General features: G+C 71.4%; 14 protein-coding genes. 7 read left to right on the top strand and 7 right to left on the bottom strand.

The features are described from left to right. Window positions 1-478: 478 nt before the first annotated feature. The 5 genes from O3Q52_RS33730 to O3Q52_RS33710 form a co-directional block, all read right to left on the bottom strand. The gene (locus O3Q52_RS33730; RefSeq protein ID WP_269652458.1) at window positions 479-988 is read right to left on the bottom strand and encodes a flavodoxin domain-containing protein; all 510 of its coding nucleotides are present in this window, start codon (window positions 986-988) and stop codon (window positions 479-481) included. A 186-nt stretch (window positions 989-1,174) separates the two neighbouring features. Further along, complete coding sequence (locus O3Q52_RS33725; RefSeq protein WP_269652457.1) at window positions 1,175-1,690, bottom strand: universal stress protein; 516 nt, start codon at window positions 1,688-1,690, stop codon at window positions 1,175-1,177. Between the two features lie 527 nt (window positions 1,691-2,217). Next, the gene (locus tag O3Q52_RS33720; RefSeq protein ID WP_269652456.1) at window positions 2,218-2,493 is read right to left on the bottom strand and encodes a HypC/HybG/HupF family hydrogenase formation chaperone; all 276 of its coding nucleotides are present in this window, start codon (window positions 2,491-2,493) and stop codon (window positions 2,218-2,220) included. 5 nt (window positions 2,494-2,498) lie between these two features. Next, window positions 2,499-4,874, bottom strand: a complete 2,376-nt coding sequence (locus O3Q52_RS33715; RefSeq protein ID WP_269652455.1) for a carbamoyltransferase HypF — start codon at window positions 4,872-4,874, stop codon at window positions 2,499-2,501. Beyond that, window positions 4,871-5,389: a hydrogenase maturation protease gene (locus tag O3Q52_RS33710; RefSeq protein ID WP_269652454.1), complete on the bottom strand. Its 519-nt coding sequence runs from the start codon at window positions 5,387-5,389 to the stop codon at window positions 4,871-4,873. Before O3Q52_RS33710 ends, O3Q52_RS33715 begins: the two co-directional genes overlap by 4 nt. A 298-nt stretch (window positions 5,390-5,687) precedes the next feature. Between O3Q52_RS33710 and O3Q52_RS33705 the strand changes: the two genes are divergently transcribed. Beyond that, the gene (locus O3Q52_RS33705) at window positions 5,688-6,107 is read left to right on the top strand and encodes a DsrE/DsrF/DrsH-like family protein (RefSeq protein WP_269652460.1); all 420 of its coding nucleotides are present in this window, start codon (window positions 5,688-5,690) and stop codon (window positions 6,105-6,107) included. 169 nt (window positions 6,108-6,276) lie between these two features. Here O3Q52_RS33705 and O3Q52_RS33700 read toward each other — a convergent pair whose 3' ends face one another. Beyond that, window positions 6,277-6,681, bottom strand: coding sequence for a hypothetical protein (locus O3Q52_RS33700; RefSeq protein WP_189838958.1), 405 nt, complete (start codon window positions 6,679-6,681; stop codon window positions 6,277-6,279). Then, entirely contained in the window at window positions 6,678-6,830 is a 153-nt protein-coding gene (locus O3Q52_RS33695; RefSeq protein ID WP_269652453.1) for a hypothetical protein, read from the bottom strand. The genes O3Q52_RS33700 and O3Q52_RS33695 overlap by 4 nt, the downstream gene beginning before the upstream one ends. A 300-nt stretch (window positions 6,831-7,130) precedes the next feature. Between O3Q52_RS33695 and pflB the strand changes: the two genes are divergently transcribed. The 6 genes from pflB to O3Q52_RS33665 form a co-directional block, all read left to right on the top strand. Continuing rightward, complete coding sequence (pflB, locus tag O3Q52_RS33690) at window positions 7,131-9,386, top strand: formate C-acetyltransferase (RefSeq protein ID WP_269652459.1); 2,256 nt, start codon at window positions 7,131-7,133, stop codon at window positions 9,384-9,386. Further along, window positions 9,383-10,114, top strand: a complete 732-nt coding sequence (gene pflA, locus O3Q52_RS33685) for a pyruvate formate-lyase-activating protein (RefSeq protein ID WP_269652452.1) — start codon at window positions 9,383-9,385, stop codon at window positions 10,112-10,114. Before pflB ends, pflA begins: the two co-directional genes overlap by 4 nt. 352 nt (window positions 10,115-10,466) lie before the next feature. After that, window positions 10,467-11,096, top strand: a complete 630-nt coding sequence (locus O3Q52_RS33680) for a DoxX family protein (protein ID WP_269652451.1) — start codon at window positions 10,467-10,469, stop codon at window positions 11,094-11,096. A gap of 163 nt (window positions 11,097-11,259) precedes the next feature. Further along, window positions 11,260-12,165: a universal stress protein gene (locus O3Q52_RS33675; protein WP_269652450.1), complete on the top strand. Its 906-nt coding sequence runs from the start codon at window positions 11,260-11,262 to the stop codon at window positions 12,163-12,165. A gap of 22 nt (window positions 12,166-12,187) precedes the next feature. Further along, complete coding sequence (gene adhP, locus O3Q52_RS33670; RefSeq protein ID WP_269652449.1) at window positions 12,188-13,210, top strand: alcohol dehydrogenase AdhP; 1,023 nt, start codon at window positions 12,188-12,190, stop codon at window positions 13,208-13,210. A 5-nt stretch (window positions 13,211-13,215) separates the two neighbouring features. Further along, a partial coding sequence (locus tag O3Q52_RS33665; RefSeq protein ID WP_269652448.1) for a universal stress protein occupies window positions 13,216-14,078 on the top strand: 863 nt, incomplete at its 3' end.

Genomic DNA, 14,078 nt, shown 5'->3' with positions numbered 1-14,078 from the left:
TGATGGCGTTGTCGGGGCAGACGCCGTAGCAGTTGTCGCACTCGAAGCAGTTCCCGCACGACACGCAACGCCGGGCCTCGAACAGGGCGGTGGACTCGTCCAGCCCCTGCACCACCTCGTCGAAGGTGGAGACGCGGCGAACCAGTGCGAGCCGGGGCCGCACCGACGCGGGGCGTCCGAGCGGTACCAGGTGTTGAGCCGGTCGAAGTCCGCCGGAGCGTGCCCCGGCCCGGGGCCGTACCCGGTGCCGCGCAGATGGGCGTCGATGTGCCGGGCGGCCTTCCTGCCGTGCCCGACGGCGATCGTCACAGTGCGCCAGGCGGGCACCATGTCATCCCCGGCGAAGATCCCCGGGTGCCCGGGCACGAGGCCTTCCGCGACCTGCCACCGTGGCGTGGTCCACGGTCGGTTCCGGCACACCACTCCGGATGAGCTCTGCGCGTCATGCCAGGTCACCGGGACGGCGACCCGCCCGCCGTCAGCCGCAGCCCAGCTCGGTGGCTATCTCGGCAGCCCAGGCGTCGATGGCCGCCCAGTCGCGGTAGTCCCCGAACCGGCCGCCCATCAGGTGGAACAGGAGCCGTCCCGTGCGCGGCAGCTGCTTTCGTGTGACGACACCCGAGAGCAGCCTGTGGCCCCGGAACGGCAGGTCGCCAGGCAGCCTCTCGATGATCGCGGGCGCCTCCTTGGGCGCCAGGCGCTTCCACGGTCCGCGCAGCGCTCCCGGCATGCCGACACTGAAGATCCACACGGGCCGGGGGCCGAGGACGTCGGCGTTGGCGCGCACGAAGTCCTCGGCCGGGACCAGCCAGGCCTGCCCGTGCACGGCACTGCCGAGGACGAACGCGCCGTACGCGTCGGCGTCGTCCACCGTCGACATGTCCCTCGCCTCGGCCTTGAGCCCTGCTTGGCTCAGCCTCGCGGCCAGCCGCTCGGCGATCCCGCGGGTCGAACCGTGTGCGGTCGCGTATCCCACCAGGACGTTCATGACATCACCTCGTTGGTGCGTTGTCGTCCGAAGGCCGTGCACATGTACGGTGAGTGATCACGGCATGGTCGAATCTCGGTGCGCAGCCGTGCGGGAGTCGCGCTCGGCGGACGCTTGCGTGAGCTGCCTCGGCCGCGGGCGGCCCCGTCCGGACGGACGGCACGAGCCACTCCCCGGACGGCGCGACTACGCGGCTCCGCGACGGGGGAGCGCGGCCGTCCCAACGGTCCCGAGCGGTGGCGAGGACGACGGGTCGACAGCGGGCACCGCGACCACGGGTATCGCCGCGTGACGCAGGCACTCGCGGCCCACGGCGCCCATCGGCGGCAACTCGAACTCTCCGCGGGCCTTGCGTCCCAGGGCGAGCAGGAGGGCTCCGCGCGCGTACCGCAGCAGGACCTGTGCCGGCGGTCCTTCGACCAGGACGGCACGCACGGAGCTGCCGATCCTCGGGCCGAAGGCCTCCCGCACGGTGGCGGCGAGCAGTTGGGCGGCCTGGAGGCGTTCCTCCTCGGCCGTCGGGTGCACCGATACGGGCGCGTAGGGAGCGAATCCGCGTGCGGACGGTTCCCAGGCGTGCACGGCGGTCACCTCGGCGCCCAGGGCCCGGGCCTGCCGAGCGGCCCAGCGCAGCGCGGCCATGGACGCGTCGGATCCGTCGATGCCCACCACGATGTCGTGTCCGGCGGCGAGTTCCGTCATGACTTCCTTCCTGGACGTCGCGTCCTTCCTGGACGTCCTCCTCTTCACGGTGGCGCGGCGAGGCGGGGCGCGGGAGGGGCCGAGAGGCTCCGGGGGCGTGCCGAACGGTCCCTCACAGTCGGACGGACGGGCCAGGAGGCCATGCCTCTCCCACCGGCTCCTCGTCGATCCGGTCCCCCGGCACGTTCGGCGACCAGCGTGCGACGGACCGGACGGTCCCGCCCGGTCACGAGGTCGGCGGCCGGCCTCGGCCGAGGCACTGCTGTTCGTGAAGAACCGCAGCCGCAGGCACCGGGGTGACATCGCCTCGTACAGGTGCAGGTGAATCTCCTCGTACAGCCGAAGAACCGCGTCGTGATCGTCGTGGCGCGCCCGCCGTTTCCGCACGGTGGTGCCGTCCGACAGCAACCTGTGCACCGGCGTTCCCGGAAGTCGGTCATCACGGCCCCTCCCTCCGGCCTTCGGGACGAGCGTCCGGCGAAGGGGACCTCGGCTCCCAGGGACCGGGTGAGCGGGCCGAGCGGCCTTCACCCCGCGTCCGTGCGACCCGGCAGGGGCTCTCCGAGCTCGCTCTCCACCGCGTCGGCCATCGCGCGCAGAACGTCGAGGGTGCGTTCGGCCTCCGCCTCGTCCACCTCGGTGATGGCGAAGCCGACATGCACGATGACGTACGTCCCGACGTCCGCCCGGGGCGTGTACGCGAGGCACACCTCGCGGCGTACACCGCCGAAGTCGACCGTGCCCATCCGTACGCCGGCGCTGTCGTGGACGTCGAGGATCCGGCCGGGGATGCCCAGGCACATCGCGGTCACCTTTCCCTTGTCTGTCGCGCGAGGAGGGCGGAGGCCACCGCCGCCTGTCCGTAGCTGATGCCACCGTCGTTGACCGGGACCGCCCGGCCGGTGAGGACCCGCAGCCCCTGGGCGCGGAGCAGGCGGCCCACGTCGGTCAGCAGCCGCAGGTTCTGGAAGCAGCCGCCGCCCAGGCACACGGTGTGCGGGGCGCCGGCGGCGACGGCACGCTCGACGAGCGCGGCGGTGGCCTCGGCCATCGTCGTGTGGAACGCGGCGGCGAGACGGGGCACCGCGACCCCGTCGGCGAGACCCTGGAGCAGGGCGGTGAGGGTCGGCGAGGGGTCGTACACCCAGAGTCCCTCCACCCGCGTCAGCCGCCAGGGGAGCGAGCTCGCCCGCCTGGTTCCGGCGGCGTTCTCCAGGGCGACCGCGGCCTGCCCCTCGTACGACACCGTGTCGCCCAGGCCGAGCAGACTCGCCGCCGCGTCGAAGAGGCGTCCCGCGCTGGAAGCCTGCGGACAGTTCACCCCGCGCTCCACCACGGCGCGGACGGTGCGAACCTCGCGCGCGTCGAGACGGTCCGTGAAGGGCTGTGTGAGCCACGGCGCGGGCCGGGGCACGCCCAGCGGCTCCGCCCCGTGGAGATAGCCGAGCGCCATCCGGGCCGGGTGTCGGACGGCGGCCTCGCCGCCGGGCAGCGGTGCCCGGCCGAAACGGCCCACACGGCGGTAGCCGGTCAGGTCGGCCACCAGAATCTCACCGCCCCAGAGGGTGCCGTCGGCACCGAGGCCGAGGCCGTCGTAGGCGACGCCGAGGAAGGGGCCGGTCAGCCCGTGCTCGGCGGCCACCGCGGCGACGTGCGCGTGATGGTGCTGTACGGGGATCCGGTACTCGACGGGCTGGGCCTGCGCCCATTGCGTGGACAGGTAGCCGGGGTGCAGATCGTGCGCGACGGCGCGCGGTTGTATCGCGGTGAGGCGGGTGAGGTCCGCGTACGCGCTCTGGAAGGCGTCGTACGTGGCGGCGTCCGCCAAGTCGCCGGTGTGCGGCCCGACATGGGCCCGGCCGTGCTCGGCCAGAGTGAAGGTGTGCTTGAGCTGGGCCCCGGCGCCCACCAGCGGGAGGTCGGCGGACACCGGAACCGGAAGGGGCGCGGGAGCGTATCCACGCGCTCGCCGGAGCATCAGCACGTTGCCTCGGGCGGTCTGGACGACGGAGTCGTCGTAACGGGCGCGGATCGGGCGGTCGTGGGTCAGGAAGCCGTCCGCGACCGTCCCGAGCGTCCGCTGTGCCTCGGCGTCGTCCGTGGCGATCGGCTCGTCGGCGAGGTTGCCGCTGGTGACGACGAGCGGGCGGTCCAGTTCACTCAGGAGCAGGTGGTGCAGGCCCGTGGTGGGAAGGAACAGCCCTGTGCGGCGGGTGCCGGGGTGCACGTCGGGGGCGAGGCGAGGGACGGCCCGGCCCTCTCCGTCGCGGCTCCGTTCTCCCTTCCGGGACGGAGGACGGGCCCCGGAGGGACATGGCTGTCGTGCGGTGAGCAGCACCACGGGCCGTTGTGGTGAGGTCAGCACGTCGTGCTCCGTGCGGTTGACGTGTGCCAGGCGGCGTGCGGACGCGAGGTCGGGAACCATCACGGCGAACGGCTTCGTGGGCCTGCGCTTGCGCCGCCGAAGCTCGGCCACCGCGGCGGGATCGGTCGCGTCGCACACCAACTGGTAGCCGCCGAGGCCTTTGACCGCGACGATGCCGCCGTCCGCGACCGTCTTCACCGCGGCCTGGAGAGCCTCTTCCCCGGTCATGTCGTCCCAGGCGAGGCCGGGGCCGCAGCCGGGGCACGCGAGGGGCTCGGCGTGGAAGCGCCGGTCGGCGGGATCCGTGTACTCGGCGGCGCACGGGGAGCACAGCGGGAAGTGCCGCATGGTGGTGCGCTCACGGTCGTACGGCAGGTCCTCGATCACCGTGGCTCGCGGACCGCAGTCGGTGCAGTTGATGAACGGGTACCTGTAGCGGCGGTCCGCGGGGTCGAACAGTTCCCGCAGACAGGCTTCGCACATGGCCGCGTCCGGCGGGATCTCGCGCTGCGCGACGGCCGAGTCCGCGTGGCTCGCCCGTACGGTGAACCCGCTGCCGACGGTCGTGGCTCCGGAGGGCGCGTCCGTCACGCGTATGTGGCGCACGGCAGCCAGGGGCGGTGCCTGTTCGCGGATCCTCGTGACCAGGTCGCGCAGGGCGGCGGGGCGACCGCGGGCGGTCAGTTCCACATGGCCGTCGACGTTGCACACCCACCCGTCGAGGCCGAGCGCGCTCGCCGTCCTGTGAACGTACGGCCGGAAGCCGACGCCCTGGACCCGGCCGAAGACCTCGATGTACTGAGTGATCCTTTCGTTCATGGCACGTCCTCGTGGGGGAGTGGCGCAGTGCCGGCGCTGTGTCGTTCGATCTCGTCCTCCACGTCGTGCACCAGGGCGTCCACCCGCGCCGCGACCGCCTCCGACAGGCCGGTGCCGAACGTCGTGTCGGCGCCCTCGACGGCGTACACCACGAGACGGCCCGGCAACCGGCCGAGGACCGAGGACAGCTCGATGGCTTCGCCCAGCCCCAGACCGTGCGAACTCGTCGTCCCCGTCCGCCCCGGCCGGGCGCCGTCCAGGACGAGCCGGTGGACGCGGCCGGGGCAGGGCGGCTCGGCGTGCGCGGCATCGACCACCACCGCGAGCGCGGCGTCCTCCCACAGGCCGAGGAGCCGGCCCGGGTCGCCGTCGCAGGTGTCCAGTACGGTTCCGGGCGGCAGGAGACGTTGGGCGTCGCGTTCCCTGAGCCGTGCGATCACGGCCCACCCCACTCCGTCGTCGTGGCGGAACTCGTTTCCGACGCCGATCACGACGATTCGGGTGACCACGGACATCTCCGCCCTTCCCTCCTTGAGAGACCTGCGGTCAGCCTCTGCCTCCCTGGCGGGGGACGGCATGGGCCGAACGTCCCCGGCAGGGGCCGAACCGCCCCTCCGGTGCAGTGTGTTGTGAACGGCGCAGCGCGGCGACGAGCAGGGCGGCGCGACGCTGCTGGATCAGCCCGGGCGGCGGAGCGAGTGTGATGCGGGACGGCCGGTAGGCGCCACCTTGAACCACGTACGGACCCCCGGCCCGGCGCGGTCAGACCGCGGTGGCGGACGAGGCAGCGGCCCGCGTGGACCCAAGGGATCCCTGGAAGGGGTCTACCCGGCTCTCATCATGGCCAACGGCACGCGTGCCGAAGGGATCGAGGCCGACCTGTTCTTCACCTTCTTCGGACTCGACGCGATCACGAAGAAGCGCTGGAACCACATCAAGCCGGCCACTGTCGGCAACCCCGGCCTCCACCTGCCCACTCTCCTGGACGGCCTACCGGGTGTACCGGACCTGATCACGCGATACATGGAACGCAGGATGCAGAAGCTGGACATCCCTCTCGTTCCCGAGTTCATCGAGATGATTGCCGGCATCGGAGCCGGCATCTACGCCTGCCAGGCATCGGTGGACCTGTTCGAACTCGGCAAGGACGACCTCGTCGAGCAGATACTGGGCATCATCACGGTCGGCGAGTTCTACGAGCACGCCGCCGGCTGCCGGATCGTCCACACGTGACCGGTCGGCATGCCGGGAGTGCCCTTTCGGCCGATCAGGACGGAGGGCCCCGTCGCCGGCGTCGGTCCCTTCCAGTGGGGTGCGCCGCTCCATAGGTACAGGGCCCGGCTCCGGGAGACAGTCGGTTCAGTGCGGCCCGCGCCGGGTGAACCGGCCGGTGAGCCAGGGTTCATGCCGGGTGAGAGCCATGCGATGCATCGCTCTCAGGGCCCGTCGCCCCGCCGCGCCACGGCGGGGCGACGGGCTTGCGACCGACGGCCCACGTGTGTGCCGCTTTGTCGGTCTGCCTGCGCAGCCGGCCCTGGAGCTGGTCGACGACCTCGTGGCCGGTGGCCTCCTCGGCGAGTACGACCACCTGTCGGCCGCCGACGCGCACGTCGGCCGCGGCCGACCAGGGGCGCTCGCCGTGGTGGGCGGTTGCCCTGGTGATCCGCACCTCGCCGGTGACCGCGGGCAGCCCTGGCCTGTTCAGGACGGCGTCGATCTTCTGCCGGGCGTACGCAAGGGTCTCCCTGTCCACGTCGCCGTCGGTGCGCAACTGGACCTGCGCGGATGTCGGGTTGTCGCTGGTCATCGGGTCTCCTCCTCGGAGGTGGGGTGCTCGGTCGGCACGCGGCGCCGGGCACCGCCGGCCTGGTCGCCGCCCTTGCCCGTCCCGTCGAGGGATCCGTCCATGAAGGGCAGTGTGGCCCGCACCCGCACGGCGGAATCCGCGGGCAGCATGGAGTCTCCCGGAAGGGAAAGAAGGGCCGGGACGAGTGCCGTGATGACGGCACCTGTCTCTGTCTACCAGTGGCGGGCCCGCGTTTCGGAGGCGTTTCGGCACAGGGGGCGAAGAGGGGCCGAACGGCCCCATCGGTCAGGGCACATCGGCTCCGTACGCCGGTCGGATCAGGGCCGGACGGCGCGTTGCGCGCCTCCCTACGGCCCTGTCCGTGCCGTCGCAGGACGAGCATCGTGAACGGAGACGTCCGCGTGATCTCGCGGACGGCATCACGAACGAACTCGGAGGCAGTGATGACGATGGTGGCCCCGATCGAGGCGGAAGTACCCCCGGCCGCGTGGCGCGGCTTCTCGGGCGGAGGCTGGCGCGATCAGATCGACGTGCGCGACTTCATCCAGGCCAACTACACGCCCTATACGGGTGACGCGGGTTTCCTGGTCGGCCCGACCGACCGCACCCGCGTGGTCTGGGGCAAGGTCAGCGCACTGTTCCCCGAGGAGCGCAGGCGCGGCGTCCTCGACGTGGACACGGCCACCCCGTCCACCATCACCTCGCACCGGACCGGCTTCATCGACCGGGACCGTGAGCTGATCGTCGGCCTTCAGACCGACGCCCCTCTGAAGCGGGCCATCATGCCGAACGGCGGCCTGCGGATGGTGGAGAACGGGCTGCAGGCGTACGGCTACACGCCGGACCCCTTCGTCACCCGTGTCTTCGGGACCTACCGCAAGACCCACAACGACGGAGTTTTCGACGCCTACACCCCCGAGATGCGGGCCGCCCGCAAGGCGGGAATCATCACCGGACTGCCCGACGCCTACGGCCGCGGGCGGATCATCGGCGACTACCGGCGGGTGGCGCTGTACGGCACCGCCCGCCTGATCGAGGCCAAGCGGGCCGAGCGAGCCCTGCTGGACGCGCGGCCCTCCAGCCCGGATGTGATCCGTGACCGCGAGGAGCTGGCCGAACAGATCCGTGCGCTCGGCGAACTTACCGAGATGGCCGGCTGGTACGACTGTGACGTCTCACGTCCGGCCGCCTCCGCCCGCGAAGCCGTGCAGTGGCTCTACCTCGGCTTTCTCGCCGCGGTCAAGGAACAGAACGGCGCCGCGATGTCGCTGGGCCGTACCTCCACGTTCCTGGACGTCTACCTCCAGCGGGACCTGGACGAGGGGAGCATCGACGAGTCCCGCGCCCAGGAGCTGATCGACGACTTCGTGATCAAGCTGCGGATCGTACGGTTCCTGCGCACCCCGGAGTACGACGCGCTGTTCTCCGGTGATCCGACCTGGGTGACCGAGTCCATCGGCGGTATCGGAGTGGACGGCCGCCCGCTTGTCACCCGTTCCTCCTTCCGCTTCCTCCAGACGCTCTACAACCTCGGCCCGGCCCCGGAGCCGAATCTCACCGTGCTGTGGTCGCCCCTTCTGCCGGACGGCTTCAAACGGTTCTGCGCCCAGGTCTCCATCGACACCAGCGCACTCCAGTACGAGTCCGACGAACTGCTGCGTCCGCACACCGGGGACGACACGGCGATAGCCTGCTGCGTCTCCGCGATGGCGGTCGGGAAGCAGATGCAGTTCTTCGGGGCACGGGTCAATCTCGCCAAGGCCCTGCTGTACGCGATCAACGGCGGCCGGGACGAGATGACCGGCGAGCAGATCGCCCTCGAGACGCCGTCGCTGAACGGGGAGTACCTGGACTACGAAGAACTGTCGGCGGCATACGACCGGATGCTGGAATGGCTGGCGGCCGCCTATGTGAACACGCTCAACGTCATCCACTTCATGCACGACAAGTACGCCTACGAGCGCATCGAGATGGCGCTTCACGACCACCCCGTGCACCGCTTCATGGCCTGCGGCATCGCCGGCCTCTCGGTGGCGGCCGACAGCCTGTCCGCCGTGAAGTACGCCCGGGTGAAGGTGATCCGGGACGACACCGGACTGGCCGTGGACTTCGAGACCGAGGGCGTCTTCCCGGCGTACGGCAACAACGACGACCGCGCAGACTCCCTCGCGGTCGGCCTGGTCAGGTCCTTCATGGCGAAGGTCCGCCGGCACCCCGCGTACCGGGACGCCGAGCACACCCAGTCGGTGCTGACCATCACGTCCAACGTCGTCTACGGCAAGCACACCGGGAACACACCCGACGGGCGCCGTGCCGGGCAGCCCTTCGCACCCGGCGCCAACCCGATGAACGGCCGGGACCGGCACGGGGTGGCCGCCTCCGCGCTCTCGGTCGCCAAGCTCCCCTACGAGCAGGCCCGCGACGGGATCTCACTGACCACGACGATCACCCCGGAGGGGCTGGGGCACGCGCCCGCCGAGCGCGCGGGCCACCTGGTGGGCATCCTCGACGCGTACACGGCCTCCGGCGGCTTCCACATGAACGTCAACGTCCTGGACCGGGCGACGCTGGAGGACGCCATGGAACACCCCGAGAAGTACCCGGAGTTGACCATCCGGGTCTCCGGGTACGCAGTCAACTTCGTCCGTCTGACCCGCGAGCAGCAGCTCGACGTGATCAGCCGCACCTTCCACGATGCCCGATGAACGCCACCGGCCGGATCCACTCCTGGGACCTGTCCACCGGCGTGGACGGCCCCGGGACCCGGTTCGTCCTCTTCGTCAATGGCTGTCCGCTGCGCTGCCTGTACTGCGCGAACCCCGACACCTGGCACATGAAGGACGGCCGGGAGGCCACCGTCGACGAAGTGATGGCCGAGATCGACAAGTACCGGGGATTCATCACGACGGCCGGGGGAGGAGTGACGATCACCGGCGGTGAGCCCCTGCTCCAGCCCGCCTTCACCGGCGCGATCCTGCGCCGTTGCAAGGAGGCGGGACTGCACACCGCCGTGGACACCTCCGGCTTCCTCGGCGCCCGGGCCACCGACGAACTCCTCGCCGACACCGACCTGGTGCTGCTTGACATCAAGGCCTTCGAGATCGCCACGTACCGGAAGCTGACCGGAGGCGAACTCGCCCCCACTCTCAGCTTCGCCACCCGCCTGGACCGCCTGGGCATCCCGGTGTGGATCCGTTACGTCCTGGTCCCCGGCTGGACCGACGACCGAGAAGCGGTCGGCGGACTGGCCGGCTTCGTCGCCGGTCTCGGCAACGTCGACCGCGTGGACGTCCTGCCGTTCCACAAGCTGGGCGCCTCGAAGTACGAAGCCCTGGACATCCCCTTCCGGCTGCGAGACAACCCCGTCCCCGAACCGGCACTGGCCGAACGGGTCCGTGAGCAGTTCAGGGAGCACGGACTCGTGACCTACTGAGCATGGTCCCGAGCACGGCACCAGGACCCGTACGCGGCCACGGCGGTCGGCAGCGGCGTCGGACTGCACCGTCCCGCGGCATGCCCGCCTGAGCGCAGGCCATGGATCTCCTCCGGTCATCCGCCTCAAGGAGCCACGAGCGACCGCACGGCCTCGACGGGCAGACCTGCCCGGACATGCCGCAACTTTGACTCGTGGTCTGCGGCACCGCTCCCAACCGGCCCTATGAGAGGGGCCGTTCAGCCCTGCAGCAGCGGACCTTTGGCATCCGGCGGCGCCCCTCCCGCGCCACAAGAGTGAGCGGTGTCAGGGCACAGGCCCGGCATCGTTGCTTCCCGAAGGGATCACCATCATGGCCGTGCACGAGCACTCTCACCGGCGCCCGGGGTTCCACCTGCCCACCTGGCGTGGGCACCGGACCGCGTCGACCCCTGAGTCCGCCGTGTCGGCAAGCACCGACACGTACTCCCTGCGGGCCCACGCCTTCGCGTCGCTGCGCCTGCTCACGGGGTTCGTGTTCCTGTGGGCGTTCCTCGACAAGACCTTCGGCTTCGGCTATGCGACCCCGTCCGGCAAGGGGTGGATCGACGGCGGCTCGCCGACCATGGGGTTCCTGAGCGGTGTCGCCGCCGGGCCGATGGAGTCCACCTTCCACTCCTGGGCCGGTGACACCTGGGCGAACTGGCTGTTCATGGCCGGCCTGCTCGGTGTCGGACTGGCCCTGATCGGCGGGTTCGCGCTGCGGCTCGCGGCCGTCGCGGGCACCGCGATGATGGCGCTGATGTGGATCGCCGAATGGCCGCCCGCCAAGCATCTCTCCGATGGCGCGCCCAGCATGTCCACGAACCCGTTCGTCGACTACCACCTCATCTACGCCGTCGTCCTGATCGCCCTGGCCGTTGCCTCGGCCGGCGACACCTGGGGTGCCGGGAAGCTCTGGGCCAGGCTGCCGTTCGTCCGCACCAACGGCTGGCTGCGCTGACCACGGGAGGGGTGCGGGGTCCTGATCGGGACCCCGCACCCACGCGTCGAGCCCGCCCGCGCATAGGGCCGGTCGGCCCCCTTCGGGGACCTGCGGCCCCTGCACCATGACCGCCCCGACCACGAGTCTGGAAGCAGATCCCCCTGTTCAGGAGGTACGTATCATGTCGCGCACCGTCACCGTAGGCCTCGACGGTTCCCCCGAGAGCCGGGCCGCCGCCGAATGGGCGGCCCGGGAGGCGAACCTCCGCGGCCTGCCGCTGAAGATCGTCAACGTCTGGGAGCCGGTACCGGAGCCCATGGCCCAGGCCCCGCTGCTGGGCGCGGAGACACAGCAGCACTGGACCGAGCGGATTCCCCGCGAGGCGGCCGACGGCATCCGGCTGCGCCACCCAGGCTTGGACGTCACCGTGGAGCAGCCTCCGGGCCGGCCCGGCGAGGTGCTGTCCGAGGCGGCGAAGGACACCGAGCTGCTGGTCCTCGGGTCTCGAGGCCTGAGCGGGCTCGGCGGCTTCATGGTCGGCTCCGTCGGCCTGGCCGTCGTCGCCCACGCCGAGCGTCCCGTCGTCCTCGTACGGGCCGGGGAACAGGCTGCCGACGAGCGCATGCAGGATCCGGCGGGGAAGCCCTCCTCCTCGGCCCCGTACCGGCCCGTCGTGCTGGGGCTCGACATCGAGAGCCCCGACGACTCGGTGATCGAGTTCGCCTTCGAGGCCGCAGTACTCCGTGCCACCTCCCTGCGCGTCGTCCACGGCTGGAATGTGCCGCCCTACTTCGCCTACGGGATGTCGGTGGACCCCGAGTTCGACGCCCACCTGGCCAAGCAGGACGCCGCCTCCCTGGCCGAGGTGCTGCGGCCCTGGCGGCAGAAGTTCCCCTCTGTCGAGGTCGTCGAGGTGTCCCGGTCCGGCAAGCCCGCCAGTCACCTGGTGGACGCCTCCCACGAGGCCTCCCTGGTCGTCGTCGGACGTCGGATCCGCCGTTCCCCGATCGGCGCCCGCATCGGGCCGATCGCCCATGCGGTGCTGCACCACGCCACCGCCCCCGTCGCCGTCGTTCCGCACGACTGACCGTCCCGAGGAGAGACAGACCATGAAGGCAGCAGTCGTACGAGCGTTCAGTCAGCCCCTCGTCATCGAGGAGCGCCCCGATCCCGAACCCGGTCCCGGGCAGGTCCGCATCCGGGTCGAGGCCTCCGGGCTGTGCCACACCGACATCCACGCGGCCCACGGCGACTGGCCGGTCAGGCCGAGTCCGCCGTTCGTCCCGGGCCACGAGGGCGTCGGTCTCGTCGAGGCCCTCGGTGACGGCGTCACCCACCTCTCCGTAGGGCAGCGGGTCGCCGTGCCCTGGCTGGGCAAGGCGTGCGGGCGGTGCGAACACTGCCTGTCCGGCTGGGAGACGCTGTGCGAGCAGCAGATCAACACCGGTTACGGATGTGACGGCGGCTACGCGGAGAAGATGCTGGCCTGGGCCGACTTCGCGCAGCCGGTGCCCGAGGGAATCTCCGCTCTCGACGCCGCCCCGCTGACCTGCGCGGGCGTCACCACGTACAAGGCACTGAAGGTTGCCCAGGTGCGTCCCACCCAGCTGGTGGCGATCTCCGGCGTCGGCGGCCTCGGACATCTCGCCGTGCAGTACGCCAAGATCGCCGGTGCGACGGTGGCGGCCATCGACGTCACGGACGCCAAGCTGGAGCTCGCCCGCGAACTCGGCGCGGACATCCTGATCGACGCCCGCAAGGAGGACCCGGCCGAGGTGCTCCAGCGGCACGGCGGCGCGCACACCGCGCTGGTCTGCGCCGTCAACGAGGCCGCGTTCGCCGCCGCCTACGGCGGGTTGCGGCGCGGCGGCAAGCTCGTCATGGTCGCGCTCCCCGCCGGCGGCACGATCCAGCTGCCGATCTTCGACACCGTCCTCAAGGGCGTCAGCGTCATCGGCTCCATCGTGGGCACCCGGCAGGACCTCGACGAGGTGTTCCGGCTGCACGCGGCCGGCCGCACCCGGGTGATCTCTGTTTCCCGCCCGCTGGCCTCGGTCAACGAGTCCTTCGAAGACGTCCTGCACGGCCAGGTCGACGCACGGATCGTCTTCGAGTTCCCCGAAGGAAGGTGACGGCGATGGAACTTCCCCTGGTCGTGGGCGTCGACGGCTCCGAGCCCAGTCTGCGCGCCGTGGACTGGGCGGCGGACGAGGCCGCCCTGCGCGGCGTACCGCTGCGGCTGGTGTACGCCTCGCTGTGGGAGCGCTACGAGGGGGCCGCGCTCGCCGAGGGCCTTGGCAGGACCTCGGAACAGGTGCTGGCCGACAACATCGTCGAGGCCGCCGCGAAGCGTGCGCACCGTCGCGAGGTGGACCTGAAGATCTCCACCGAGGTGCTGCCCGAGGAGCCGGTGCCCGCACTGTTGCGGGAGGGGCGAAACGCGTCCGCGCTGGTCCTGGGCGCCCGCGGCCGCAGCGGAATCGCCGAGCTCCTGCTCGGCAGCGTCAGCCTCGCCGTGGCCGCCCGCGCCCACTGCCCGGTGATCGTGCTGCGAGGCAGCCACGGCATTCAGGCTGACGCCGGGATGCGGCAGTCCGTCGTGCTGGGTGTCGGCGAGGAACCGCACACCACGGAGGCCGTGCGGTTCGCCTTCCAGGAGGCGGAGGAGCGGCGGGTCGCCCTGCAGGCTGTACGTGCCTGGCGCTGCCCGTCGCACGAGAGCGCCGACCATCCCCTGCTGGCCGGAGAGCCGGCCCACCACCACGAGCAGCGGGCCACCGAGACACTGGAGGCGGCGCTGCGCGACGCCGTGGCTGAACACCCCTCCGTCGAACTGCGACGGCGCGTCGTCGAAGGCACGGCGCGCGAGGCGCTCCTCGACGCGTCGGCCGACGCCGGGCTGCTCGTCGTCGGCGCCCGCAGGAGGCAGGGACACTTCGGCCTCCAACTCGGGCGGGTCGCCCACGCGGTCCTGCACCACTCCGCCTGCCCTGTCGCCGT

It is taken from the genome of Streptomyces sp. ActVer (assembly GCF_027270795.1).
GTDB classification, from domain to species: domain Bacteria; phylum Actinomycetota; class Actinomycetes; order Streptomycetales; family Streptomycetaceae; genus Streptomyces; species Streptomyces umbrinus_A.
The sequence above is the reverse complement of the archived record's forward strand: the minus strand, read 5'-3'. Positions and strand labels throughout refer to the sequence as shown.